The sequence below is a fragment of the Acidobacteriota bacterium genome (assembly GCA_030774055.1).
Classification (GTDB): Bacteria; Acidobacteriota; Terriglobia; order Terriglobales; family Acidobacteriaceae; genus JACPNR01.
In genome coordinates, this window is record JALYLW010000021.1 from 1 (window position 1) to 23,961 (window position 23,961).

The following is a 23,961-nucleotide window of genomic DNA, read 5'->3' on the forward strand; positions in this document are numbered from 1 at the left end:
CGTTGAGCGCGAGCCGCAGCGCTTCCTTCGCGACGGGCGCTTCTTTATCCGAGAAGAAATCCTCGGGATGCGTGTAGATGAGGATCATCGCGCCGTAGGGATGCGCGCGCAGTCTTTGCGGCGAGCCGTTGGGCCGCGCGTCTTCGTTGGTGGAGTAGTAGCGCGCGACGCGGGCCATATCCGCGTGCGCGCCGGCGGCGAAAACGTAAGCAATGTCGTGCCGGTAGCGCTCATCCGCGGCGGTGAGCAGCGCGAGGCCGCCGGCAAAGCTGAGTCCAAATACACCGACCGGGTTGCCGGTGCGCCGCGCGAGTTCCTTCACCGCTGCGCCGATGGAATCGATCTCGCTCGGTTCCACACGCAGCTCAGTGAGCGCGGTGATGTGCGGCGTGAGCACGGGCACGCCGACTCCAGCGAGCGCGCGCGCGAAAGCGCGCAAGCGCGGGTCGTCGACGCCGTCGAAGTGGACGCCGTGCACCACCACCATGCCCGCCGCCGCCGGATGCCGCGGCAGGTAGAGACGGGCGCGCATCGGGCCGGACGGCGCTTGGACCGCGATCTCGCTTTCGACGATCGCTTGCGCTACGAGCGTGCCAACCGCCGGCTGCGCCTTCGGGTCCGCCACCTTCTCGAGCACGTAGAGCGCGCGCAGATGCCACAGTGTCGGCATGCCAAGCGTGCCGGCGAGGAGCAGGACAATGGCCGCAGTCGCAGTCCAGGCGGCGGTCTGGAGGGCGCGTTTGCGGCGGGTGGTCACGCTGCGATACTACTGGCGCGCAATCGCTGTACTACAATGAAAATCGATGGCCAGCACAGTCCAGGCAGGCACGAAAACGGCGCGCGAGATTATCCAGCAGGTGCAGGTATCGCAGGCGCCGAATGGGGTGTGCTTCGCGGCGGCGGGCGAGACGGCGATCACGGCGAGCGAGCTCGAGCGCATGGTCGCGGCGGTTCCGCGCGCCATCGCGGCCGCGCTGGCCGAGGCGCGGAAGGCCTACTACTTCGTCCCACTGACGGTGAATGAGGGCGACGAGACGCTGATCGCCGACCGCTACGATGTCGCGCTCTCCGATCGTGCCGTCTGCCATCGCAACCTCGCCATCGGCGATTCGCAGTGTGTCTTCATCTCCACCCGCCTGATGGACGACAAGTTTTCCGTCGCTTTCGAGTTCTACATCAACGTGGGCCACGCCTTCGTCGAGCGCGCCGGAGTAGCGCACGAGTTCGCCGAGCTGGCGTGGAAGCAGGTGGAAGAGGGTGTCCGCGGCGAGACGAGTCTCGACGCGCATGATGCCCGCAAGCTCGCGCTGCCTACGCCCGGCGGCACGGTCAACGAACGCGCGCACAACGATTACCTTTCCGCTGCCTTCGCCGACTCCATCGCCATCTACATGCTGTCGTTGTATCTCGACGTGGATTACTACGAGCTGCGCGAGCGCGAGTATCCGCTGCTTGCCCCGCCGGCGCTCGCCGAGCGGCTAAAGAAGGTGGCGGAACTCTTCCCGCCGAACCCAAGCTTCGAGTTCAACGTCTTCTACCGCCGAAAAGCCTAGACCCGTTTCCACCACGAGCCTACTCACCACGGAGATACGGAGTGCACGGAGAACCCCAAGAAAACCTCTGTGTTCTCCGTGTCTCCATGGTGAAACGGTTTAAGCAAAGTCAGCGTGGAATCCGGCGCTTTCCGTGGTAATAATCGAGCTGTGATCGCGCACCTTCGCGGCAAGCTCATCTCGAAGCATCCCGGCCAGGCCATCGTGGAAGCCGGCGGCGTGGGCTACGACCTCGTCATCAGCGTGACCACATTCACCGAGCTGCCCCCGACCGGCGGCGAAGTCGCGCTGCACGTGCATACGCACGTGCGCGAGGATGCGCTGGCGCTATTTGGATTCCTGCGCGCGGAAGAAAAGCGGCTGTTCGAGCGGCTGATCTCCGTCTCGGGTGTGGGGCCGAAGCTGGCCATGACCATTTTGAGCGGCATGCCAAGCGCCGCGGACATTGTGGGCGCGATCCGCTCGAGCGACATCGGCCGGATGACCAAGATCCCCGGCGTGGGCAAAAAGACGGCGGAGCGCCTGGCGCTGGAGCTGAAAGACAAGCTCGACTCGTTCGGGGCGGCGCCGGCAAGAGCCGCAGCCGGCTCGCCGCTGGAAGAAGATGTGCTCTCTGCGCTGGTGAACCTGGGCTACCAGAGGCCGCACGCCGAGCGCGCGGTCGCGGCCGCGGCGGCGAATGGTGCGGGGCCAGACGGGAAAAAGTCGGCAAGCTTCGATGCGTTGTTCCGGCAAGCGTTGGCGGCGTTGTCCAAGTAGCAAGAACCTGAGATGCTTCGAGACCGAGACCCCGGCTGAAGAGAACGCCGGGGGCCCTCGGTCATCTCAGCATGACCCCGCGCAGAGAACCTTCTCCGATAACGGCTGCGCGCCCGCTTCCGCGCTATAGTTCGGGCATGGTCCGTCTGCGCACTTTCGTTTGGCTCGCTATCTTCGTGGTGCTTGCGATGTGTGCGCCGTTTGTTCCCCTGGCGCAAGCCGGCAAGAAGCCCGGTTACTACAAGAAGCCGGGGACAGCGCAGTTGCCGGAGTTTGCCGTGGTCACGCCGGCGGAGAAGTGCAGTAGCTGGGGATGGGCGGCGGCGACGGAGAGCATCCTGGCGCTCGATTCCGTGAATGTCGACCAGCATGTGCTGGTGCAAAAAGCATTTGGTGGCGAGCTCTGCGATGACGGTGCCCCGAATCTGCGCAAGCTGGGCGAGGCCGTCAACGGCGAATATGTTCTCTCGCCGAAGAAAAAGATGCGCGTGGTCGCGCGCGTTTTCCTCGCCGGCACGACCATCGGCGCCGAAGACCTGATCGCGGCCGTCCGCCGTGGACGTCCCATGATCTTTTTCTGGCGCATGCATGCCTACATCGCGGTCGGCGTGGCATATGACGAATACATCGGAGCCAACGGCGCGCGCCTGTGGGAGGTGCGCGAACTCACGCTGCTCGACCCTACGGCGGACGACGCCGAACATCGCTTCGTGACGTTCCAGAAGGGCCGCGACGATCTGAACGAGATCAACGGCGCGATGGAGTTCGTCCTCATCCCGATGGAAGAGATCGACTGGGTCCAGAACCCGTAGACTGCTCGCCTACCACTGCAACGTAGTTCACTCAATGACGCGAAAGACTCTCCTCCTGCTGCTGCTTGCTGCCGGCTTGATCGGGGGGTGGAGCTACGCGTACTACCAGACGATCCGGATGGACCGCGAGATGAACGCCGTCTTACAGCGGCCACCGTATTCAGTATCGCCGGCGGCTGAGGCACTGCATCAGCGGCTGCTCATCGCCGACATGCACGCCGATTCGCTGCTCTGGGACCGCGGACTCGCCCACCGCTCCACCCGCGGACAGCTCGACGTGCCGCGCATGATCGAGGCGAACCAAGCGCTGCAGTTTTTCACCGTGGTCACGCAGTCGCCGAAGCATCTGAACCTCGAACGCAACACCGCCGACACGGATGAACTGACTCTCGCCTATGTTGTGCGCCTCAAGCCCCCGTCCACTTGGTTCAGCCGCACCGCGCGGGCTCTCGAGCAGGCGGCGGAGCTGCGCAGCGCCTCGCGCCACTCCGGCGGCCGCCTGGTGCTGGTGCGCTCGCGCGGCGAGCTTACAAGTTTCCTGGAGCGTTGGCAGAGTGATCGTCATTTGGTGGCGGGGATACTGGGCATCGAAGGCGCGCACGCGCTCGATGGCAAACTCGGGAATCTCGATGCGCTCGATCACGCCGGCTTCCGCATGATCGGCCTGGCACACTTTTTCGATAATGAGTTCGCCGGGTCCGCGCACGGCGCGAGGAAGTATGGGCTCACCGAACCGGGCCGCGCGCTGGTGCGCGAGATGGAGCGCAGGAAGATCCTGGTGGACCTGGCGCACGCCTCCGCCCAGACCATCGACGACGTGACGGCGATGGCGACGCGGCCGGTGGTGGTCTCGCACACCGGCGTCCGCGGCACCTGCGACAACCAGCGCAATCTGAGCGATGCGCAGTTAAAGAAGATCGCCGCGACCGGCGGCGTTATCGGCATCGGATTCTGGGACGTGGCGACCTGTGGTAATGACGCGCGCGCGATCGTGCGGGCGATCCGTTATGCGGCCGGCGTGGTGGGCGCGGACCACGTCGCACTCGGTTCGGATTTCGATGGCGCGGTGGTCGAGCCGTTCGACGTGACCGGCCTGCCGCTCATCACCCAGGAACTGATGCAGCAAGGATTCACTGAACCGGAGATCGCGAAGATCATGGGCGGAAATGTTTTTCGCCTGCTGCGCGAGACGCTCCCCGAGCAATAACCGCTGCGTCATTTTCCGATACAAAACTGGCTGAAGATGCGGTTCAGGATGTCGTCTGCCGTGGTGGCGCCGGTGATGGCGTCGAGCGGACGCAACGCGTTGTAGAGGTCGAGTAGCAACATCTCGTGCGGAGCATTCTGCTGAGTGGAATGCTCCGCCGCCGCGAGCGCGGCAAGCGACTCGCGGACGAGCGCTTCATGGCGGACGTTGGTGAGGAATCCGCTCTCCATCTGTGCGCCGGTGTCACCGGCAACGTGACGCAGGATCGCCGCTCTGAGTCCAGGGATCCCTGCGCCGGTGGTGGCGGAAGTCTCTACCAGACCATTTCCAGTCTCAAATCGTGAGTTTCCCGAGGCGAGGTCGATCTTGTTGGCGACGACGATGTGCTCGCGCCCATCGGCTGCGCGCAGCAACGCATCGTCTTCGGCGGTGTGCGGCTGCGAAGCGTCAAGCACGACGAGTACGAGGTCGGCGTCGGCCAGCGCCTCGTAGCTCTTCTTGATGCCGAGGCTTTCGGCCTCGTCATGCGCGGCGCGGATGCCGGCGGTGTCCACCAGCTTCACCGGGATACCGCCGAGCGCGACTGTCTCTGAGACCAGATCGCGCGTGGTGCCGGGCGTGGCGGTCACGATGGCGCGCTCGCGCTCGACCAGCCGGTTGAAGAGCGATGACTTGCCAACGTTCGGCCGTCCGACGATGGCGAGCGTCATGCCTTCGTGCACCGCTTTGCCGTACGCGAAAGACGCCAGAAGTTTGTCGAGCGGGCCTGCAATCGCTTTGAGGCGGTCGAGGATCTTCCCCGCGGGAAGCACACTCACGTCGTCTTCGGCAAAATCCACACCGGCTTCTAACAGCGCGATGAGTTGCACCAGTTCTTCCTTGAGGGGAGCCAGCCGCCGCGAGAGTGCGCCCTCGAGTTGCTGCGCCGCGACCTTCGCCTGGTAGAGCGTTTGCGATTCGATCAGGTCGCGGACGGCTTCAGCTTGGGTAAGGTCGATGCGTCCGTTGAGAAAGGCGCGCATGGTGAACTCGCCCGGCTCGGCGAGGCGCGCGCCGCGCGCGAGGCATAGCTCAAGCACATGGCGCAGCACGACTGGTGAGCCGTGCGTGGAGATCTCGACCACATCGTCGGTGGTGTAGGAGCGCGGCTTGGCGAAGAAAGTCGCGACGACTTCGTCGATCTTCGAGGGCTCCGCAACGCCCGCAACCCCGGCGGCCTGCTGCGTCCTCGCGTCCGGCTCGTGCGGGCCAGCACTCGCCGGTCGCTCACCCGGCTCTGGCTCCACTAGGTCTCCGGTCACGGCATGGCCGGCGGCGAGTTCGTGCTTCAGCCGCAGCAGCGGCGCGGCGATGGCGCGGGCGTCCGGGCCGGACAAGCGGACCACGCCGATGCCGCCGCGTCCGGCGGGCGTGGCGATGGCGACGATGGTGTCGTCGAGGTGCACCGGGACATTGTAGTGGGGGCTCTCGCTCCGCGATGCTTCGATGCTTCGCCTTAGGCGCGCGGTCGCGAGCGTCGGGATGACGGGAGGGCAAGCTGGGCGGCGACGCCGAAGCGCCGCCCCGTCAGGATCACTTCTTCGCGGCCGCTATCTTGCCGAGGAAACTCGGCACGTGGACGACTGCGCGCGAGACGGTCCCACGTCCGATCTCTTTCTCGCCGCCCGCCTCGTCGATGTCTTTTGTCCATGCGCGGACGCGCAAGGTGTAGAAGCGTCCGTCGAAGGATTCCATCACCGCTTCGGCGTGGACTTCGGTCCCCACGCCGGTGGCGGCACGATGCTCCACGTGGATGGCCGTGCCCACGGTGATCTCGCCCGCGTCGTGATAGGGCAGGAGCGCGTGGAAGCACGCCGTCTCCATCAGGCGGATCATGTCAGGCGTGGAATACACCGGCGGCAGCTCATCGTGATGATGGGTGAGCGTGTGTTTGCGCTCGACCGTCTCGCTGCTTCGGGCGCGCGCGCCGATGGGAACGGGCTTCAATGCCTACGCGGCGCGCCGTGCCAGCCGCTCGCGTTCGATGCCGTCGAGCGCGCGCCACAGCGCCTTCGCCGCGGACTCGGCCGCGGTCAAAGCGCGCTCCGCGTCGCCGCCGCCGCCATCGGTGACGAGCTGCGCAAGCTGCTCGCGCCAGACACCGGAGTGATGGACGTCGGCGGTCTGGTGCAGATCGAAATAGCGGCAAGCTTTGTCGCCAGCGCCATAGAGCTCGCGCAGTCCGCGAGCTTTTTCTTTCGCCACACGCGGCACCTGCGATTCGTAGGCGTAGAACGCGGCGAGCGCTTCTTCCGGCGCGCCTTCGCGTGCTACGCGCTCGAAGCCGGAGATCAGCTCGCGGACCTCAGCCAGCGGCGCGGCGCCGCGGCGCGTTCCGTCCATACCCTCGGCGAAGTCGAGCCAGAGCTCGTCGTGCGTGCGGCCGTCGGGCGCGCCGACGCCGCGTTCGTCGGCTTCGTTCTCCAAAACCGCTGAGCGTAACTCCGACGCAGGGAGCCATTCGGCCAATGTGGCCAAGTGCTGAGGGAACGCGGCGACGTGGTTGTAGTACTGCGCAGCATACTCGCGCAGCTCGGCGCGCGTGAGCGTGCCCGCACTCCACGCTTTATAGAAAGGATGGCAAAGCAGGTCGTGCTGCGCGATGCGGCGATCGAGCTCGGCGAAGAATCTCTGGCGTTCCATGGGCGTATCCTTTCTTCCCGGAATAAACAATATACGGAACTGCGGGCCGCATCGCCAGTGCCGTTCTACGCAGGACGCCCCACATTGCTAGAATGAATAACAGGCCCGCGTCCTCTCCAGGGGAGCGGAGTACGGCTTCGTTCCGTCATGGCATTCACCGAACAATTCGATGTGGTCGTAGTGGGCGCGGGGCACGCGGGATGCGAGGCCGCTGTGGCCGCCGCGCGCATGGGATTGAAGACCGCGCTGTTCACGCTGAACACCGACCTGATCGCGCAGATGTCGTGCAATCCGGCGATCGGCGGCATCGCGAAGGGGCACCTGGTCCGAGAGATCGACGCCCTCGGTGGCGTGATGGGCGAGGTCACCGACGCGGTGGGCATACAGTTCCGCCTGCTCAACACGTCGCGCGGCCCGGCGGTATGGTCACCGCGCGCGCAGTGCGACAAGAGCCAGTACCGGGTGAAGATGCGCGAGGTGCTGGAGCGCGAGCCGAACCTCACTATCCAGCAGGCCGAGGTCGCGGATGTGATGCTCGAGGAGTTCTCAGTTCATGATTCTCAAACACGGGGTTCCCAGTTCTCAGTGGCCGATGACTTGTCTGCGGACCGAGAACTGAGAACTGAGAACTCGCGAGCCAGCCGCGCGGTCGGCATCCGCCTGCGCGACGGACGCAGCATCGGCGCGCGCGCCGTCATCATCACCACCGGGACATTCCTCAACGGGCTGATCCACTGCGGCGAGCAGACGTATCCCGCGGGACGCTCCGGCGAACCGCCATCGCAGTTGCTCGGCGAAGCGCTCAAGCTGCTCGGCCTGCGCGGCACGCGCCTGAAGACGGGCACGCCGCCGCGACTCGACGGACGCACCATCGACTGGTCGCGCTTCACCGCCCAGCCCGGAGACCTCGAGCCCACGCCCTTCAGCTTCCGGACTAAGAGCATCGAGCAGAAGCAAGTGCCGTGCTACATCGCGTTCACCACCGAGGAGACGCACCGCATCATCCGCGAGAACGTGCATCGCTCGCCGATGTACTCCGGGCAGATTCAATCCATCGGGCCGCGCTACTGCCCCAGCATCGAAGACAAGATCGTCAAGTTTCCCGAGAAGCTTACCCACCAGCTCTTCCTCGAGCCCGAGGGATTGAACACGCACGAGGTCTACGTCAACGGGATGTCCACTTCGATGCCGGTGGACGTGCAACTTGCGGTAATCGCGTCCGTGCCCGGACTCGAGCGTGCGGCGATGCTGCGCCCGGGATACGCCATCGAGTACGACGCCATCGACCCGACTGAGCTCGAGCGCACGCTGGAGACGAAAAAGATCGCCGGACTCTATCTCGCCGGGCAGATCAACGGTACGTCAGGCTACGAAGAGGCCGGCGCGCAAGGCATCATGGCGGGCATCAACGCCGCGCTCAGACTCAAGGGCGAGCCGCCACTCGTGCTCGATCGCACCGAGGCCTACATCGCCATCCTGATCGACGACCTCATCTCCAAGGGCACGAACGAGCCTTACCGCATGTTCACTTCGCGCGCCGAGTTCCGGCTGCACCTGCGCATCGACAACGCCGACCGCCGGCTCACGCCGCATGGGCGCCGCGTGGGCATGATCGGCGACAGCGATTGGACCGAGTTCCAAGCCAAGCAGGAGCGCCTGCGGCGGATGGCGGATGTGCTGGGTAAGACGAAGTGGTCAGTGGCCAGTGGTCAGTGGCCAGACGCAGCCGGTCAAACCCTGGCACAACTGCTGAAGCGTCCTGAAGTGACGATAGAACTGCTGCGGCCGGAGTTGGAGCGCGAGTATCCGGAGTTCTTCGAGCGCGGCGAGACCAATGAGTCCATCCGCGCGGCGATCATCCGCAACGAACTTAAGTCCGTTGAGACGGAGATCAAGTACGCCGGCTACCTGGCGCAGCAGGAGAAGGCGATCGAGCGGCTGAAGAAGTCGGAGCAGCGCGGGATCCCGGAGTGGTTCGAGTACGCGACCGTCAGCGGACTCTCGCGCGAGATGAAGGAAAAGCTGGCGCACGTGCGTCCGCGGACGCTGGGCCAGGCCTCGCGCATCCCCGGCGTGACGCCGGCAGCGGTCTCGCTGGTGAATGTCTACATCGAGATCCAGGGAAAGCGGCGGCAGGCGGCCGCGCTGTCTAGCTAGTTTTTCCCTCAGCCCGCTCATCCCTGAATCCAGCCCACATCCACCACAGCGCGGCGAGCAGCGTGATCCATCCGGTCCAGATGGCGACGGTGCGCACGTTCACGCCGTGGTCGATGACCACGCCGGCGAGGAACGAGGTGAGTGCGAGCGTCACGGTGCAGCAGGCCAGCTCAGCGGCGAAGACGCGTCCGCGATAGCGGTCGTCGGTAAGCAGTTGCAGCAGCGTGGTAGAGAAGACCCAGATGACGGCGCCGCCCATGTGCGAGAGCGCGACGACGGAATAGGCGAGCCAGCGGTCGTCGTCGGGGATCCATCCCAGCGCGAGATAACCGAGCCCATAGGCGAGGAAGCCGAGCAGGATGCCCAGGCGCAGCCGCGTGAGCCGCTGCGCCGCCCACGGCGCCGCGGTGAGCGGACCGAGCAGCGAGCCGAGGCCGCGCGCGCCCATCAGCAGGCTCATCCCAATGAGCGCGCCGTTTTCCGGAGTGACGCCCGCACCGTCCTTACCATGCCAGGGAAAAATATCTTTCCCGAAGATGGGGAAGATGACCCAGCTCGCACCAGTCACGCCGAGCGCGCCCTTCACCAGGATGGCCGAGGTCAGCCGGCGGTCGCGGCGGACGTAGCGCAGTCCCTCGACCACCTCGGAGTGATCGAAGAGGTCGCTGAGGCTCGCCGGTCCGCGGGCGGCGAGGTGGGGTTCGGTGAAGCGCATGCGCGAGAGCAGCAGCGCGGAGACGAGGAACGATGCCGCGTCCAGAGTGAAGATGAGGTCGCGGCCGAGCCACACTGCTGCCGCGCCACCCAGCGCCGAGCCGATGAACATGTTCATGGACCACGTGCTCGAGGCCAGCGTGTTGGCGATGAGCGTCTCGTCTTCCCTCACGATGTTGGGGATCACCGCGGTGCGCGCGGGCTCGAACAACCCCCACATCACGGTCTCAAGGAAGAGCAGTGGATAGACGAGCCACACCATCTCGGGCGTGCGCACGAACAGCACGCAGCCGATGATGACGGCGCGCGCCACGTCGGTGAAGATCATGACCTTGCGGCGGCTGATGCGGTCGTTGATCACGCCGGCGAACGGCCCCGTCAGCGCCTGCGGTAGCACCTGGAGGGCGAATGCCAGGCCGATGGACTCGGCGCGTCCGGTGAACTCGAGCAGCATCGCATACAGCGACACCATGTAGAACCAGTCGCCGAGCTCGCTGACGATCTCCGCGAACCAGAGCCGGCGGAAGTTCGCGTTGCCGCGCAGCAGGCGGAGGTAGCTGGAGAGCGAGATGGATTGCTGTGCCGGCATGGCCTGCTGAGTCTAGCGCGCAGGGAGTGCCGTTCACCACGGAGGCACGGAGGACACGGAGGGAATGGGGAAGGAAACCGAGATGCTTGGGGACCGAAAGCGCGGCTCTTGCCACCCCGGTTCGAAATGCCGGGCTCCCTCGGTCGCCTCAGCATGACCCTTGCTACCGCCTGCATTAGAATGGGAGTTCCCAACGTGAGCGCTGCAGTGAGGATGTGCAATGAGTGACAGACCCACCGGCGCGGCCGCCGGCCATTTCATGACGCTTTGCGGCCTGCCCGTGACCATCGCGATGCAGTGGCCATTCCACCCTGCCGTCGCCGGCTCCGACTTCCACGTGCTGCACGGGCGCATGACGCTGGCGGATGGTTCCGGCCCGGGCGCCGAACTTCGCGCCGAGATATCCGTGCAGCTCACGCAGGTCATCAAGGAAGCGCTGCCTTCACTCGACCGCGAGCACGCCGAACCAGCGGTGATCAATGCCATCCGCAAAGATCTGGACCGCAAGCAGCTCGAGCTCATCAAGAGCGGCAAGCGGCAGCCGGTGACCGTGTCGAGCCGCCACTACGACTTCAAGAAGAACCGCCTCGTCTTTGGCACCGCGCCCGATGACGAGGTGGTGAACTTTATCCGGCGCAAGGTTTTCTGGCTGTCGAAGCTGGCGGACGGAGCGGAGGTCGAAGTTGCCGAGCCCTTCGACCTGCTCTATCTCAACCTCACCGCCGAGCACATGCTCGAGCTGGCGCAGCGCGACCTGGCCGCGCACGGACTCATCTCGCTGGCCAACGGATCCGCCGCGCCGGGCGCGAAGCTGGCGAGCTTCACGCACCAGATCGAGCACGAGATGAAGGAAGCGCTACACGCGCTCGAGGAGAAGCACCGCTACGAGCGCGAAGGCGCGACGCATTTCTAGTCGGCCGCGAGGGCGAAGCGGCTGCACCGCGGAGCCCTTGAATAAATGAGACCGAAGATCGCCATCCCGCAGCCCACCTCCGACAAGCCGGAGTACAATGCGCGCGCGCTGCCGCAATATGAAGAAGCCATTCGCGCGGCCGGAGGCGAACCGGTCGTGGTGCCGCTCGGCGCCGCGCCGGCGGAGATCGCAAAGATAGCGTCGCAATGTGCCGCGGTGCTGCTGCCGGGTTCGTCTGCGGACGTTGATCCCGAGAAATATGGCCAGGCGCGCGACGCGAAGTCCGCGCCCGCCGACCCGCAGCGCGACAACGTGGATGAGCTCCTCATCCAGGACGCCTACAACCTGCGCAAGCCGCTGCTCGGCATCTGCTACGGCATGCAGATCTTGAATGTGTGGCGCACCGGCACGCTGCGCCAGCATCTTGCGACCGCGGTGAATCACGAGGCGGGCAGAGCGGTCGTCCGCGCACACAACGCGGCGATCCCGGCGGATTCGATCCTCGGCTCGATCGTCGCGCCTACGGTGCTCGATACTACCGAGCCCTCGATCGGTCCCGGCCAAGAGAATAGCGAAGGCCACGGCCCGGTCGAAGAGCCTGCGACGCTGACTATCCCCATCAACTCGAGCCATCACCAGGCGGCGGACGTTGTGGGTGACGGACTGCGCGCGGTCGCCACGTCGCCCGACGACGGTGTGATCGAAGCGATCGAGGGAACGCAGCCCGAGCATTTCGTGCTCGGCGTGCAGTGGCATCCCGAGCGGACGTACACGGAAGAGCCGGCGTCGCGGGCGTTATTCGTGGCGTTCGTGGAAGCGGCGAAGCACTGGCGCGCGTAAACTTCTCGCGCCGATATTCCAGGAGGAGCGCTATGACACGGAGGATCCTGATCACAGTGGGATTCGGATTGTTGCTGCTGGTATTGCCAGCGGTTGCGCAAGGGAAGAAAGAAGCCAAGCCAACCACCGCCGACGACGACGTAAGCACGGTACTGAAGCAACTCTATGCCGCCTGGGGAAACTTGGACCCCCAAAAGGCAGCGCCGTTCTATGCGAAGGACGCAGACCTCACGTTTTTCGATATCGCTCCCATGAAGTACAACGGCTGGGCGGGTTACGCAGCCGGCGTGCCCAAGGCTTTTGCTCCGTACAAGTCGGCAAAGTTCACGCTGAACGATGATCTGCGCACCCATCACCGCGGCAACCTGGCGTGGGCAACGGCTACGTGGCATGCCGAACTCACGCGAAAAGATGGCGGCATAGAAAAACCGGAAGGGCGCTACACCGCAGTGCTCGAAAGGCGCGACGGAAAGTGGCTTGTGGTCCATGAGCACATGTCTTTGCCGGGGCCGGCGCAGTAGGTGATAGCGCGCTGGATCTATAATCCGTCTCTCTGATGATGGCCATTGAACTCTCACTCACGAACAAGGTTGCGCTGGTCAGCGGCGGGTCGCGCGGCATCGGCGCGGCGACGGTCGAGATGCTGGCCAAGGCCGGTGCGAAGGTCGCATTCAACTATCATAAGGCCGCCGTCCGCGCGGACAAGGTCGTCGAGGCCTGCGGACGCGAGAACGCCGCCACCTTCCAGCAGGAGCTGTCCACGCCCGAACACGCGCGGTCGCTGGTCGAGGCGACGGTCAAGCATTTTGGCAGGCTCGACATCATGGTGGCGAACCACGGCATATGGCCGCCCAACGACGCGCCCATCGATCGCATGTCCGATGAGCAATGGATGAACACCATGGGCGTGAACCTGAACTCTGTTTTCGGGCTGGTGAAACATTCGGTGGCGCAGATGAAGCGGCAAGGCGAGGGCGGGGCGGTCGTGCTCATCAGTTCCACTGCTGGGCAGCGTGGCGAGGCGCTGCACTGCGACTATGCCGCTACCAAAGGCGCGCTTATCAGCATGACCAAGGGACTCTCCACCGAGCTGGCGCGTGACAAGATCCGGGTGAACTGCGTGGCGCCCGGATGGGTCGCAACGGATATGGCGGCACCGGCGCTCGAGGATCCAACCATCGCGCCGAAGGTGTTTGCGACCATTCCGCTCGGCCGCGCCGGGACGCCGGAAGAGCTGGCCGCGTGCATCGTCTTTCTCTGCGGCGAGGGCGCGGGATTCGTGACTGGGGAAGTGTTCAACGTGAACGGGGGCGCGGTTTTGGTGGGCTAGTACCGAGTTGCGAGTACCGAGTACCGAGCAGAAAACGATGCTCGCAAGCAGCCAGAGTCTCAGCTCCTGCTTCTAATGTAAGAGTCCAAAAATCAAAGCCCAAAGCCTAATGAAGAGAACCCTCTGTTCCCTGCTCGCCATCATCGTCACTGCTGCCGCATCTGCGTTCGCGCAGAAGCCGGCAGTCGTGACCACGCCGGCGCAAACGCCGCCGACGGCTTCCAGCCCGAGTCCCACCGCGATCCCGAACGACAGCGAGAACGCGAAGCGCGCCAAGGCGCTGCTCGACCAGATGCTCCGCGCGCTCGGCGGCGACGCCTACCTCAACTATCAGACGCGCGAAGAGGTGGGACGCAGCTATCGCTTCTACCACGGCAATCCGTCAGGGACAGGTGTGATGTTCTGGCGCTATTGGAAGTATCCCGACAAAGACCGCATGGAGCTCACCAAGCAGCGCGACTGGATCGTGATCTACAACGGCAACCAGGCCTGGGAGACGACCTACAAGGGAACGAGCATGCTCGATCCCGATGACTTGAAGGAATATCTCCAGCGGCGCGAGTATTCGAACGAAGCCGTGTTGCGGCGCTGGCTGAAGGCGCCGGGCACCGCGCTCTTCTACGAGGGCTTGACCATCGCCGAGTCGAAGCCGGCGGAGAAGATCACCATCATGGACGCGCAGAACCGCGGGGTGAGCTACTACGTCTCCACCGATTCGCACTTGCCCATCAAGAAAAGCTACACCGTGCGCGATGAGACGGGCGAACGCACCGAAGAAGATGAGGTGTACGACAACTACCGGCTCCTGCAGGGGATCCAGTCGCCGCTGAGCTGGGCGTGGTTCCGCAATGGGGAGATGTACCGCCAGCGCTTCCTCAACACCGTGACCTACAACGCACCCCAGCCCGATGGGCGCTTCAACGCCGGTCCCATCAATTACAACCCGCTGAAGAAGTAGGCTTCCCTCGGCTCGCCTTTCGTCAGCGCCGCCTCGCCGACCTGGAACACACCTTGCAGCGCTTGCGGCAAGCGATTGCGGAGCTGGTCCCGCTGGCCGATCACTAGCGCCTACTTCACGCCTTCGACGGTGAACAGCTGCGAGACATCGCGCGGGTAGCCGTACGTATAGGACTTGCCGTCGGGCGAAATGGCGATGCTGCTGATCCCGAGCACCCCGGAGCGGTCCGCTGGGGAGAGGTCACGCACCGGCGTGCGGCGTCCGCTTGCTAGGTCCATCTTTTCCACCCGCAACGGCAACTGCCCGGTACGGTAAAGCAGTACGGAATCGGTACCGCTCCATCCGATCGCGATCATGTCCCGCGTCATTTGCGGGAGCGTGCGGGGCTCGCCGCCGCCGATGGGATAGAGGAAGTATTTCCACTGGTCTGGGGCCAGTCCTAGAACGGTCTTTGCATCCGGAGATACCCATGCGAGCTGGATGCCTTCGGGCGTGATGGGTTTCGGTGGGCCACCAGCAATATCCTGGGCAAAGCACCGCGTCGCGCGGCCCGCTTCGTTCCCGCACACCAGGAGCCGTTTGCTGTCGGGGAACCAGCTGACTCCTGCGTAACCCACCAGCAAGCCTGGCTCCAACTGGTGTCCTTCGCCCGCACCGGTGGGATACAACATCAACTTGGGCGGGGTCGTGGCGACAACCGAGGCCACCCACTTCCCATCGCCCGACACAGGGCCGATACCCTCACCGAGCACCACCGCCGGAGAACCGTCGGTTTTGCGCAGCACCATGGCGTAGTTCGCGCCCATAGCCGAGCTTTCCTCGCTGAAAGCGATGAGACGACCGTCGTCGGAGATGCTGGGGCCGATCGAGAAATCGAGCCACGAGAAATCGCGGTCGGCACCGCTTGCGGGGTCTTTGGCCACGACCCGGTGCTGCAGGTCTCCACGCGCCACCAGCCAGCGGCCGCCCGGCGCCACGTCATACAGGATCAGGCTGCCCGCCGCCGGCAGCACCAGCCGCTGTTTCCCCTGCAGCGTCACGCTGCGCGGCTGGTAGTTAGCGCCGCCGGTGCTGGCGGAGAAGAACACCTCTCCGCCGTCCTGCGACCAAGCCAAACCCTCCATTCCCCAGAACCCGCCCGCCAGGTCCGTCTTTCTTTTTGTCGCAATCTCCACCACCGACACGGCGCCACGGTCGTCAAACTTCCCCGGATGATCGAAGAAGGCGATGCGGTCGCCCTTCGGCGAGAAGCGCAGGTCGCTCACATAGGCCGCCGTCTCGTACAGCACCGTCCCCACCGGATACTCCAGCCGAGTCTTGCCACCGACCTCGCGGATGATCGCAAGCTCCGAGCCGTCCGGCGTCCAGTCCGCCTCCTCCACGCCCTCCAGGATCTCGCGCGGCGCGGAGCTGCCGAGCGGCATCCGAGCCAGCGTCCCGCGGAAAAGCCGATGCGAGAGGAATTGCGCGTGCGTGAGCAGCGCCAGCTCTCCCTTCTTTGACACCGCCAGCAGCTGCACGCCTTTCAATCCCGAAGATTTAGCCTCGGGATAGTCAGGGTGGATGGTGTACAGCGTGGGCGACGTTCCTTCGTCGGCGGCGGTGAAGATCACCGTCTGCCCGTCGGGCGCAAAGAGCGCGCGGAAGATGCTTTGTGGACGATAAGTGAGTTGCCGGTACGCAGCCGCCGAGTTCCCCCTCGGTGCCATGCCGCGCCCGGCAAAATACATGCCGACCGCGAGCGCGGCCACGAGTACGACCCCCGCCGGCGTGCGCCAACTGCGGCCCTTGCCCAGCGCGCGGGCGGGAGCGACGACCGACCCGCTCGACATCCCGGAGATCGACTCGAGCGCGAAAGCGAGGTCGCGTGCAGACTGGAAGCGCTGCTCCGGCGTTTTCTCCAGGCAGCGCCGCACGATGCGTTCCAGTCCCGGCGGTACCGGGTGCGCGGCGTCGGTGAATTCCGGCGGATCTTCTTTCAGGATCGCGGTCATCGTCTCCGCCGCGGTCTCGCGGTGGAAAGCGCGGGCGCCCGCCAGCATCTCGTAGAGCATTGTCCCCAGCGCGAAGATGTCGGAGCGGCTGTCGGCGGGCTGCCCTCGCACCTGCTCCGGCGACATGTACTCCACCGTCCCCAGGAGCATGCCCGGCGAGGTCGCGTGATCGATGGTCGGACTGTCGAGCGTGGCGCCGGCCGCGGCGGCCTCCGCCCGCGCCAGCTTGGCGAGGCCGAAGTCGAGGATCTTGACGCGTCCATCGCGCGTAACGAAAACATTCTCCGGTTTGAGGTCGCGGTGGACGATCCCCTTCTCGTGCGCCGCCGCCAGCCCGTGCGCGATGCCCAGGGCGTATTCGAGGGCGCGACGCACCGGCAGCGGACCGCTCTTCAACTTCTCGCGCAGCGGTTCGCCCTCGAGCAGCTCGGTGACGAGATAGGGCGCGCCATCTTCCTTGCCGACGTCGAAGATCGCCAGGATGTTCGGATGGTTGAGAGTGGCGACGACGTGCGCTTCCTGCTCGAAGCGCCGCAGACGGTCGGTATCCTGAGTGAAACCCTCGGGCAGGATCTTGATGGCGACGTCGCGGCCCAGCCGCGTGTCGCGCGCCCGATACACCTCGCCCATGCCACCCGCGCCGACGGGGGAATGGATCTCGTAAGGTCCGAGCTTACTGCCGGCAGACAGTGTCATGGAGTGCGCGGATTATAGCCCGGAAGCGACGAAAGCCCAGCGTCTTCGCGCCTTAGCCGCGCTTGAAGAACTGCACCGCGCGCTCGTGCTTCTTGGCCGCGGCGAGTGACGAGAACGTGCCGAGGTTGCGGCGCTTCCCCGTCTTCGGATCCTTCTTCCGCGAATAGAGACGATATTTGCCGGAGCTGAGTTTGCGGATCATGCCCTTTCCGTTATATCGATGCCCATCGATATGCGATTCCATTGCAACTTTATTTGCGGGCCCCCAGCATCTCGACCACGCGGTCGTAGTCCTCGAGCGAGCCGTAGCGCAGCACAATCTTCCCTTTGCCGCCGCGGTCGCGGATCTCCACCCGCACGCCGAGCGCGCGCTCGAGTTCCCTCTCCGCTTCGGCGACGTTCGGATCCACCGCGCGCTTCTGCCGCTCCGGCTTTTCCGCCGGATGCATCAGGTCGTGGATGATCTCCTCGAGTTGCCGGACGGAGAGCGCATCTTCGACCGCGCGCTTGGCGAGCTCGAGCTGTGCGTCGGCGGCGTCGAGCATCATCAGCACCTTGGCGTGGCCGAAGCTGAGCGCTCCGCTCTCCACATCGAGCTGCACCTCGACCGGCAGGCGCAGCAGTCGCAGGAAGTTCGCCACCGACGAGCGGTCTTTGCCGGTACGCTGCGCCATGTGCTCCTGCGTGAGGTTGAACTCGCGCGCCAAGCGCTCATACGCGCGCGCCTGCTCGATCGGGTTCAAGTCCTCGCGCTGCAGGTTCTCGATGATGGTCATCTCCATCGCCTGCTCGTTCGAGACCGCTTTCACGATGGCCGGCACGGTCGGCTTCCCTGCCAGCTTCGAGGCGCGCCAGCGGCGTTCGCCGGCGATGAGCTGGAAGCGTCCTGCGACCTGGCGCACGATCACCGGCTGGACGACGCCATTCGAGCGGATAGACGCGGCCAGCTCATGCAGCGCCACCTCGTCGAGGCGGGTGCGCGTCTGGTAGGGGTTGCGCTCGATCTCCTCGATGGGGATCTCGCGAACGCCGTTTTCCTGCGCGGTCGCCACTGGCGGCGGCGCCGTAGCGGTGGCACGCGCTCCGGGTAGCAGCGACTCCAAGCCGCGTCCCAAGACCTTGCGCTTGTCGTTCATAAGGAAACTCCCATTAGAACTCCCCCTCTCCCTTACTGTTAGACCGAAACCTAATGTTCAACCGCGGCCGCGGCGACTTTCTCGTGGACCTGCGCAGCGGCGGCCTGGCGCTTCTCTGCCCGCGTGATCAGCTCCTTCGCCAACTTGATGTAAGCCTCTGCGCCGCGCGATTGCGGGTCATAGTCGAGCGCCGGCTTGCCAAAGCTCGGCGCCTCCGCCAGGCGGATATTCCGCGGGATGGTGGTGCGGCAGAGCTGGTCGCCAAAGAACTGCTTCAGGTCCTTGGCCACCTGTTGGGCGAGGTTGGTGCGGTCGTCATACATGGTCAGGACGACACCCTCGATGGCGAGGTCGGGATTGAAGCTCTGCCGGATGCGCTCGATGGTGTCCAGCAACTCGGACACCCCCTCGAGCGCGAAGTATTCCGCTTGCATGGGAATAAGCACGGAATCCGCGGCAACGAGCGCGTTCAGGGTCAGCAGATCGAGCGCCGGCGGACAGTCGAGCACGATGAACTGATAGCGGTCGCGGACCGGCGCGAGTGCTTCGCGCAGGCGGAATTCGCGGCGCTCAGCTCCGACCAACTCGAGGTTCGCGCCGATCAGGTTTTTGTGCGCGGGGATGGTGGCGAGTTTCTCAGTGCCCGATTGAAGGATCGCATCTTCGGCGCTGGCCGAGGCCATCAGCAGGTCGTAGGTGGAGAGGCGCTGCGGATCACGGTGGAATCCAAGGCCGCTGGAGGAGTTCGACTGCGGGTCGCAGTCCACCAACAGCGTCGGAACCTCGGCGGCAGCGAAAGAGGCAGCCAGGTTGATGGCGGTGGTGGTCTTACCCACGCCGCCCTTCTGGTTGGCGACAGCGATGACGCGTGCCATGAGTTTTAGGGAGAGGCCAGTAGCGATTCCGAGAGTAGCTTTGCTGCGCGGATTGCGCAACCGAGGATTTCTCGGATTTCTCGTCCAAATTGCGGAAAACTGTTCCACGTGGAACATGGGCGGTGCGGGCTCAGAGGGATTTCAGAGGGAGGTCGAGCGAGCGCGCGGGTCCGCGGGGTCAATGTTCCACGTGGAACAGCGCTGGGTCGGCCTAGTTACTAACTTGGTTCTCAGGTCGCTTTTCCAACGTTTCTGGCCACAAATGACGCGAACACGCCACTCTTTCCATCGAGATCCGCCAGAAATCGAGGTTCCGTCCCACTATTACGGGTAAGGTTCTGGAGGACGCGAACTCGCCGCCTGCCACGTCGCGCATCCAGGCGAGCTTGAAGGGCGCGGAATTGCAAGTACAACCCACTTTAACTCATGAATATAGGCAATTCCCAACCCATCCGTGCGCGATTATTGCACCAAAGCCGCACAGCTACTCCACTTCTAGCGTAGATGTTAACTACTTATGGACGCAGCGCCGGCCGCCGGAACCTCTCACGCCATCCTCTTGGCGACTGTGATTCTGAGTATTTCCAGATGGGTTCGGCGCAGGTTCACTCTCAATCGGGTGGTGGAACCGCGTGGGCACGCCATCGCGGGACCACTTGTTATCGCGTTGATTCTTGCTCTGGATGATTCCCTACCAGCAGGACGCGATTGCGCGACTGCGGCACCTTGACCGGCTCCTGCCACTGGAACTCGGGGAGCTGGTGTGCGCTGCCGATCTCGCCGGTGCCGATGAGGAGCGCAAGCCGGCCACCGGGCTTGACGAGGCGTCCGGCGACGGGCAGGACGGCGTCGAATCTTTCGACCGCGCGCAAGGTCACCAGGTCGGCCTGCACGGTGAGCGTCTCCGCGCGTGTGGCGAGCACCTTCACGCTGCCGAAGGCGAGCGCACGCACTACCTCTCTCAGGAAGGTGGCCTTCTTCTCCTGCGCCTCTACCAGGGTCAGCCGGACGCGCGGAGCGAAGAGCTTGAGCGGCAAACCGGGAAAGCCGGCGCCGGAGCCGACGTCGATCACGTCGAGCGCACTATCCGGCTGGAGCAGGGCGCGGGCAGCGAAGAACGCCTCGCCAAAGTGGCGCAACACGATCTGCTCGGGATCGCGCACCGCGGTGAGGTTGGTCTTCTCATTCCATTTCAGCAGGATATCGATGTACTTCGATATCTGCTGCAGCTGCTCGCGCGGCAGCTCGCCCACAAACGGCGCCAGCAACTCCGCTGTCTTTTCTTGCGCGATTCGGGCCGTCTCCATGCTGCTCCTACTTCTTCTTCCCTGTTGCTTTCGCCGGAGTAGCCTGGCGGACGGCGATGGCGGTGATCTCGAAGTGTCCGCCGAAGAGCAGCGGCCCGGAGCCGATGAACGCGCGCGCGGGATAGCGCCCGGCGGTGAAGTAGGTCTTATAGACAGCGTTGAAGCGGTCGTAGAGGGTGAGGTCGGGACAATAGATGGTGACGTTGACCACGTCGTCCATCGTCAGGTTGGCCTCGGTGACGGAGGCCTTGACCGCGTCCATCAGCAGATGGACCTCATCCTCGATCGCGGCGGGCACCTTGCGCGTCTGCGGGTCGAGGCCGATGCGTCCGGAGACGTAGAGCGTGTCGCCCGCGAGCACCGCGTCGGTGAATGGCAGCTCGGCAAAATGGGTCGCGACGTTCACGTACCGGTGCGGCTTGGCCTCGCGGGTGCTGTTGCTGGCACCGGCGAAAGCCAGCGTCGCGGCGAACAAGAGGAAGGGCAAGAGAACGGGCAAGCGGGACATAGGGCGGCCTCCGAAGCGGAAGGAGATGTACGGGAACGATACGCGCCGCGCGCGGGAAAGGGAATCCGGCAAGATTTCGGTTTGCAATCGCGCGTTCGCCGCCCATAATCCGTCAGGTCTCACAAACAACGCATGCGCCGCGCTCCCTGCCGCACCTGCAAAACGTCGCTCCCGCTGGCCAAGATGTATGCGCTCGATGGCGTGACGGTGTGCGAGCCTTGCGCCACGCGCCGCGCGCAAGACGCGCAGGCCGGCGGACGCGCACTCAAGATCGAGCGCGCCGTCGATCCCACCATCTGCTCCGAGTGCGGCGCCGACAAGGGCGAGACGGAGTGGCTCAAAGTCGCGGGCGCGCCGCTCTGCTTCAAGTGCCGGCAGCGCTTCTACGAAGTCCCATTCCCGGCGTGGGTGCAGTTCGGGCTGCTGGCCATCGTTGCGCTGGCCGCGTTCGCGCTCTGGCATGGCAGCGCATACGTGGAAGCGGCCCAGGCATTGCTCGCGGGCGAGCGCCTGCTCGAGCAGCAGCAGTATGCGTCAGCTGCCACGGAGCTGCGCACAGTGCTCGAGGCGGGCAGTGAATCCGATCGCATCTTCCTGCTCACGGTGAAAGCCTACTTGCTCGCCGGCGACTACGAGCGTGCGCGCTTGCTGCTCAACGGACATCCGAAGTACGAAGCCAGGGACGCGCTCTTCCGCGAGGTCACGCAGATCTGGGAGCGCGCCGTCGCGGCCAACGACCTCGCCGCCGAAGCCGCGCGGCTGGCGCGGGAAGGGAAGCTCGGCGCAGCAGCACGGAAGATGCGCGAAGCGGCCACGCTCTATCCCGAGATGCCAGCGCTCGACGCCGCCGCGAAGACGCTCGCGGCACAAGCTGCAGACCAATCCGCAAACCAATCTGCAAACCAGGCCGGCGTTCCACCAGCGCCGAAAGGGAAGCGGCCGAAGCAGACGTCAAAACAGAGACCGAAAGGATGATCACCGTCGGCATCTTCCTGACGGCGCTGACCTTCCCGGGCGCGATGGTGCGCGAGGCCGCACACCTCATGTTCTGCCGGATGTTCAAGCTCGCCATCTTCGATGTCCGCTTCCTCGAGCTGGCGCCGCCCTTCGGACACGTGCAGCACGAGCACTCCAACCACTTCGGCGCGGCCGCTGGCGAGACGCTGGGCCCGTTCTTCATCAACAGCGCGCTGTGCGTGCTCTTCTGCTGGGCGGTCTTCCTGCCGGTGTGGGAGCTGCGGATATTCGATCCGCTGGCCTATCTGTTCTATTGGCTGGGATTCTCGATGGGGGTGCACGCGCTGCCCGGCACCGCCGACATAAAGCATCTGTGGAAGCTCGCGCCGGCCGCGGCAAAGCGCGGCAACGTGCTCGCTTTGCTCACCTTCCCGCTGCTCGCGGCGCTGCGCGCAGTCGAGTTCGCGCGCGCGTTCTGGCCGGGCGTGGCCTACGCCGTGGCGCTCGGCGTGGGCGTGCCGCTGGCATTGGTCCGGATAGCGCTTAGCCCAGGCGTATAATCGCGCGCTCCACCAGAACCTCCCGCGGATGAACGCAGAACTTCCTTTCCAGGAGACCCATGAAACGCATTGTTAGAGCTCTGCTCGTCGTGCTCACGCTAATCGCCTCGGCTGTGGCGCAAACACCTGCGCCAGCCGCGCCGCCGGTACGGCGTACCATCATCCGCGCCGGACGCCTGCTCGACGTCAAGACCGGGCAGATGCTCACTGACCAAGCCATCGTGATCGAGAACGACAAGATCGTGCGCGTGGGCGGACCATTCAAAGCCATCGCCCCGGGCGAGACGCTCATCGACCTGTCGAACGCGACGGTTGTGCCCGGAATGATCGACGCGCACACGCACATCACCGGCGATCCCTGGCATCACGGCTACTCTGGACTGGCAACCTCGACGGCGCGCGAGGCGCTCTACGGCGCGCAGTATGCCAAGACGACGCTCGAAGCTGGCTTCACCACCATCCGCAACGTCGGCGCCGGCGGATATTCCGATATCGACCTGCGCGACGCCATCAACTCCGGCGGCGTGGTGGGACCGCGCATCCTCGCCAGTGGGCCCGCGCTCAGCATCACCGGCGGACATTGCGACAACAACCTGCTGCCCTACGAGTGGCGCAAGAGCAACGACGGCGTAGCCGACGGCGTGGAAGCGGTGCAGCACAAGGTGCGCGAGATCATCAAGTACGGCGCCGACCTCATCAAGGTCTGCGCCACCGGGGGCGTGCTCTCGCGCGGCGACGATCCCAAAGCCTCGCAGTATTCGCTCGAAGAGATGAAGATGATCGTGGCGGAAGCGCATCGCCTCGGCCGCAAGGTCGCGGCGCACGCGCATGGCGGCCCCGGCATCATCTGGGCCGCGGAAGCCGGCGTGGATTCCATCGAGCACGGGTCCTACATCGACGATCAAGGCATCGCGGCGCTGAAGAAGAATGGGACGTACCTTGTCCCCACACTCTACCTCGGCTACTGGCTGCTCGAGAACGAAGCCACCGCACTGCCTGAGTTCGCGCGCGCCAAGGCACACGCGGTTATGCCGGAGGCGCGCAAGAACCTGGCGCACGCCTTCGCCAGCGGCGTGAAAGTGGCGTTCGGCACCGACGCAGCCGTCTATCCGCACGGGCTCAACGCGCGCGAGTTCAACGTCTACGTGCAGCTCGGCATGACGCCGATGGACGCGCTGCGGACCTCGTGGATCAACGCCGCGAACTTGCTCGGACTCGATGACAAGATTGGGACGATCGAAGCCGGGAAGTGGGCGGACATCATCGCCGTGGATGGCGACCCGACGAAAGATGTCCGCGCGCTCGAGACGGTGAAGTTCGTGATGAAAGGCGGAGTGGTACACAAGAACGAATACCGCGCGAAGTGAGCGAAGGCAGCACAGAATAACAAAGGCCGGCTTGCGCCGGCCTTTTG

Annotated in this window: 24 protein-coding genes; 13 read left to right on the top strand and 11 right to left on the bottom strand. The window is 64.9% G+C overall.

Features of this window, described 5'->3' with window-relative positions; translation table 11 throughout:
• Positions 1 to 757 (bottom strand): alpha/beta hydrolase (locus M3P27_01860; GenBank protein MDP9267055.1); only part of this gene is annotated, 757 nt, incomplete at its 3' end.
• 46 nt (positions 758 to 803) lie between these two features.
• Here M3P27_01860 and M3P27_01865 point away from each other — a divergent pair.
• From M3P27_01865 to M3P27_01880, 4 genes are all read left to right on the top strand, one after another.
• A complete protein-coding gene (locus M3P27_01865; GenBank protein ID MDP9267056.1) occupies positions 804 to 1,553 on the top strand; it encodes a hypothetical protein in 750 nt (249 codons plus the stop codon).
• A 150-nt stretch (positions 1,554 to 1,703) separates the two neighbouring features.
• Positions 1,704 to 2,312, top strand: a complete 609-nt coding sequence (ruvA, locus tag M3P27_01870) for a Holliday junction branch migration protein RuvA (GenBank protein MDP9267057.1) — start codon at positions 1,704 to 1,706, stop codon at positions 2,310 to 2,312.
• A 137-nt stretch (positions 2,313 to 2,449) separates the two neighbouring features.
• The gene (locus M3P27_01875; GenBank protein MDP9267058.1) at positions 2,450 to 3,124 is read left to right on the top strand and encodes a hypothetical protein; all 675 of its coding nucleotides are present in this window, start codon (positions 2,450 to 2,452) and stop codon (positions 3,122 to 3,124) included.
• A gap of 34 nt (positions 3,125 to 3,158) precedes the next feature.
• Positions 3,159 to 4,331 carry a dipeptidase gene (locus M3P27_01880; GenBank protein ID MDP9267059.1) on the top strand — a complete coding sequence of 391 codons (1,173 nt, stop codon included), beginning with the start codon at positions 3,159 to 3,161 and terminating at the stop codon, positions 4,329 to 4,331.
• Positions 4,332 to 4,339: 8 nt separating this feature from the next.
• Here the strand turns inward: M3P27_01880 and mnmE are convergent, their stop codons facing one another.
• The 3 genes from mnmE to M3P27_01895 all read right to left on the bottom strand — a co-directional run bounded on the left by mnmE (position 4,340) and on the right by M3P27_01895 (position 7,013).
• Positions 4,340 to 5,776, bottom strand: coding sequence for a tRNA uridine-5-carboxymethylaminomethyl(34) synthesis GTPase MnmE (gene mnmE / locus M3P27_01885; GenBank protein MDP9267060.1), 1,437 nt, complete (start codon positions 5,774 to 5,776; stop codon positions 4,340 to 4,342).
• Positions 5,777 to 5,903: 127 nt separating this feature from the next.
• Positions 5,904 to 6,317, bottom strand: a complete 414-nt coding sequence (locus tag M3P27_01890) for a thioesterase (protein MDP9267061.1) — start codon at positions 6,315 to 6,317, stop codon at positions 5,904 to 5,906.
• 3 nt (positions 6,318 to 6,320) lie between these two features.
• Positions 6,321 to 7,013, bottom strand: coding sequence for an iron-containing redox enzyme family protein (locus M3P27_01895; protein MDP9267062.1), 693 nt, complete (start codon positions 7,011 to 7,013; stop codon positions 6,321 to 6,323).
• 147 nt (positions 7,014 to 7,160) lie between these two features.
• Between M3P27_01895 and mnmG the strand changes: the two genes are divergently transcribed.
• The gene (gene mnmG / locus M3P27_01900) at positions 7,161 to 9,170 is read left to right on the top strand and encodes a tRNA uridine-5-carboxymethylaminomethyl(34) synthesis enzyme MnmG (protein ID MDP9267063.1); all 2,010 of its coding nucleotides are present in this window, start codon (positions 7,161 to 7,163) and stop codon (positions 9,168 to 9,170) included.
• Here mnmG and M3P27_01905 read toward each other — a convergent pair.
• Complete coding sequence (locus M3P27_01905) at positions 9,163 to 10,473, bottom strand: MFS transporter (GenBank protein MDP9267064.1); 1,311 nt, start codon at positions 10,471 to 10,473, stop codon at positions 9,163 to 9,165. The genes mnmG and M3P27_01905 overlap by 8 nt on opposite strands.
• Before the next feature lie 220 nt (positions 10,474 to 10,693).
• Between M3P27_01905 and M3P27_01910 the strand changes: the two genes are divergently transcribed.
• From M3P27_01910 to M3P27_01930, 5 genes are all read left to right on the top strand, one after another.
• Positions 10,694 to 11,386 (top strand): hypothetical protein, encoded by a 693-nt coding sequence (locus tag M3P27_01910; GenBank protein ID MDP9267065.1) that lies wholly within the window; start codon positions 10,694 to 10,696, stop codon positions 11,384 to 11,386.
• A 45-nt stretch (positions 11,387 to 11,431) separates the two neighbouring features.
• Positions 11,432 to 12,226, top strand: a complete 795-nt coding sequence (locus M3P27_01915) for a gamma-glutamyl-gamma-aminobutyrate hydrolase family protein (GenBank protein MDP9267066.1) — start codon at positions 11,432 to 11,434, stop codon at positions 12,224 to 12,226.
• A 32-nt stretch (positions 12,227 to 12,258) separates the two neighbouring features.
• Positions 12,259 to 12,747, top strand: coding sequence for a nuclear transport factor 2 family protein (locus M3P27_01920; protein ID MDP9267067.1), 489 nt, complete (start codon positions 12,259 to 12,261; stop codon positions 12,745 to 12,747).
• A 35-nt stretch (positions 12,748 to 12,782) separates the two neighbouring features.
• Positions 12,783 to 13,556, top strand: a complete 774-nt coding sequence (locus tag M3P27_01925; protein ID MDP9267068.1) for a glucose 1-dehydrogenase — start codon at positions 12,783 to 12,785, stop codon at positions 13,554 to 13,556.
• Positions 13,557 to 13,665: 109 nt separating this feature from the next.
• Complete coding sequence (locus tag M3P27_01930) at positions 13,666 to 14,514, top strand: hypothetical protein (protein ID MDP9267069.1); 849 nt, start codon at positions 13,666 to 13,668, stop codon at positions 14,512 to 14,514.
• A 110-nt stretch (positions 14,515 to 14,624) separates the two neighbouring features.
• Here M3P27_01930 and M3P27_01935 read toward each other — a convergent pair whose 3' ends face one another.
• The 6 genes from M3P27_01935 to M3P27_01960 all read right to left on the bottom strand — a co-directional run bounded on the left by M3P27_01935 (position 14,625) and on the right by M3P27_01960 (position 21,030).
• Entirely contained in the window at positions 14,625 to 17,204 is a 2,580-nt protein-coding gene (locus tag M3P27_01935) for a protein kinase (GenBank protein ID MDP9267070.1), read from the bottom strand.
• A gap of 52 nt (positions 17,205 to 17,256) precedes the next feature.
• Positions 17,257 to 17,406, bottom strand: coding sequence for a hypothetical protein (locus tag M3P27_01940; protein ID MDP9267071.1), 150 nt, complete (start codon positions 17,404 to 17,406; stop codon positions 17,257 to 17,259).
• 49 nt (positions 17,407 to 17,455) lie between these two features.
• Positions 17,456 to 18,340, bottom strand: a complete 885-nt coding sequence (locus M3P27_01945; protein MDP9267072.1) for a ParB/RepB/Spo0J family partition protein — start codon at positions 18,338 to 18,340, stop codon at positions 17,456 to 17,458.
• 50 nt (positions 18,341 to 18,390) lie between these two features.
• Positions 18,391 to 19,215: a ParA family protein gene (locus M3P27_01950; GenBank protein ID MDP9267073.1), complete on the bottom strand. Its 825-nt coding sequence runs from the start codon at positions 19,213 to 19,215 to the stop codon at positions 18,391 to 18,393.
• A 659-nt stretch (positions 19,216 to 19,874) separates the two neighbouring features.
• Entirely contained in the window at positions 19,875 to 20,522 is a 648-nt protein-coding gene (rsmG, locus tag M3P27_01955; protein ID MDP9267074.1) for a 16S rRNA (guanine(527)-N(7))-methyltransferase RsmG, read from the bottom strand.
• Between the two features lie 7 nt (positions 20,523 to 20,529).
• The gene (locus tag M3P27_01960; GenBank protein MDP9267075.1) at positions 20,530 to 21,030 is read right to left on the bottom strand and encodes a RidA family protein; all 501 of its coding nucleotides are present in this window, start codon (positions 21,028 to 21,030) and stop codon (positions 20,530 to 20,532) included.
• A 132-nt stretch (positions 21,031 to 21,162) separates the two neighbouring features.
• Here M3P27_01960 and M3P27_01965 point away from each other — a divergent pair, with 132 nt between their 5' ends.
• From M3P27_01965 to M3P27_01975, 3 genes are read left to right on the top strand one after another with little or no spacing between them, the layout of a single operon-like run.
• A complete protein-coding gene (locus M3P27_01965; GenBank protein MDP9267076.1) occupies positions 21,163 to 22,005 on the top strand; it encodes a tetratricopeptide repeat protein in 843 nt (280 codons plus the stop codon).
• Positions 22,002 to 22,547 carry a hypothetical protein gene (locus M3P27_01970; protein MDP9267077.1) on the top strand — a complete coding sequence of 182 codons (546 nt, stop codon included), beginning with the start codon at positions 22,002 to 22,004 and terminating at the stop codon, positions 22,545 to 22,547. Before M3P27_01965 ends, M3P27_01970 begins: the two co-directional genes overlap by 4 nt.
• 59 nt (positions 22,548 to 22,606) lie before the next feature.
• Positions 22,607 to 23,914 (top strand): amidohydrolase family protein, encoded by a 1,308-nt coding sequence (locus M3P27_01975; protein MDP9267078.1) that lies wholly within the window; start codon positions 22,607 to 22,609, stop codon positions 23,912 to 23,914.
• The last annotated feature ends 47 nt before the right edge of the window (positions 23,915 to 23,961 follow it).

Excerpts from the sequence above, each read along its gene's own strand:
- M3P27_01970 (MDP9267077.1), top strand. The coding sequence starts at position 22,002 with ATGATCACCGTCGGCATCTTCCTGACGGCGCTGACCTTCCCGGGCGCG.
- M3P27_01940 (MDP9267071.1), bottom strand. The coding sequence starts at position 17,406 with ATGATCCGCAAACTCAGCTCCGGCAAATATCGTCTCTATTCGCGGAAG.
- M3P27_01875 (MDP9267058.1), top strand. The coding sequence starts at position 2,450 with ATGGTCCGTCTGCGCACTTTCGTTTGGCTCGCTATCTTCGTGGTGCTT.
- M3P27_01975 (MDP9267078.1), top strand. The coding sequence starts at position 22,607 with ATGAAACGCATTGTTAGAGCTCTGCTCGTCGTGCTCACGCTAATCGCC.
- M3P27_01920 (MDP9267067.1), top strand. The coding sequence starts at position 12,259 with ATGACACGGAGGATCCTGATCACAGTGGGATTCGGATTGTTGCTGCTG.
- M3P27_01880 (MDP9267059.1), top strand. The coding sequence starts at position 3,159 with ATGACGCGAAAGACTCTCCTCCTGCTGCTGCTTGCTGCCGGCTTGATC.
- M3P27_01865 (MDP9267056.1), top strand. The coding sequence starts at position 804 with ATGGCCAGCACAGTCCAGGCAGGCACGAAAACGGCGCGCGAGATTATC.
- M3P27_01935 (MDP9267070.1), bottom strand. The coding sequence starts at position 17,204 with ATGACACTGTCTGCCGGCAGTAAGCTCGGACCTTACGAGATCCATTCC.
- M3P27_01930 (MDP9267069.1), top strand. The coding sequence starts at position 13,666 with ATGAAGAGAACCCTCTGTTCCCTGCTCGCCATCATCGTCACTGCTGCC.
- M3P27_01950 (MDP9267073.1), bottom strand. The coding sequence starts at position 19,215 with ATGGCACGCGTCATCGCTGTCGCCAACCAGAAGGGCGGCGTGGGTAAG.
- mnmG (MDP9267063.1), top strand. The coding sequence starts at position 7,161 with ATGGCATTCACCGAACAATTCGATGTGGTCGTAGTGGGCGCGGGGCAC.
- M3P27_01915 (MDP9267066.1), top strand. The coding sequence starts at position 11,432 with ATGAGACCGAAGATCGCCATCCCGCAGCCCACCTCCGACAAGCCGGAG.
- M3P27_01945 (MDP9267072.1), bottom strand. The coding sequence starts at position 18,340 with ATGAACGACAAGCGCAAGGTCTTGGGACGCGGCTTGGAGTCGCTGCTA.
- M3P27_01895 (MDP9267062.1), bottom strand. The coding sequence starts at position 7,013 with ATGGAACGCCAGAGATTCTTCGCCGAGCTCGATCGCCGCATCGCGCAG.
- M3P27_01910 (MDP9267065.1), top strand. The coding sequence starts at position 10,694 with ATGAGTGACAGACCCACCGGCGCGGCCGCCGGCCATTTCATGACGCTT.
- M3P27_01965 (MDP9267076.1), top strand. The coding sequence starts at position 21,163 with ATGCGCCGCGCTCCCTGCCGCACCTGCAAAACGTCGCTCCCGCTGGCC.
- rsmG (MDP9267074.1), bottom strand. The coding sequence starts at position 20,522 with ATGGAGACGGCCCGAATCGCGCAAGAAAAGACAGCGGAGTTGCTGGCG.
- M3P27_01960 (MDP9267075.1), bottom strand. The coding sequence starts at position 21,030 with ATGTCCCGCTTGCCCGTTCTCTTGCCCTTCCTCTTGTTCGCCGCGACG.
- M3P27_01925 (MDP9267068.1), top strand. The coding sequence starts at position 12,783 with ATGATGGCCATTGAACTCTCACTCACGAACAAGGTTGCGCTGGTCAGC.
- M3P27_01905 (MDP9267064.1), bottom strand. The coding sequence starts at position 10,473 with ATGCCGGCACAGCAATCCATCTCGCTCTCCAGCTACCTCCGCCTGCTG.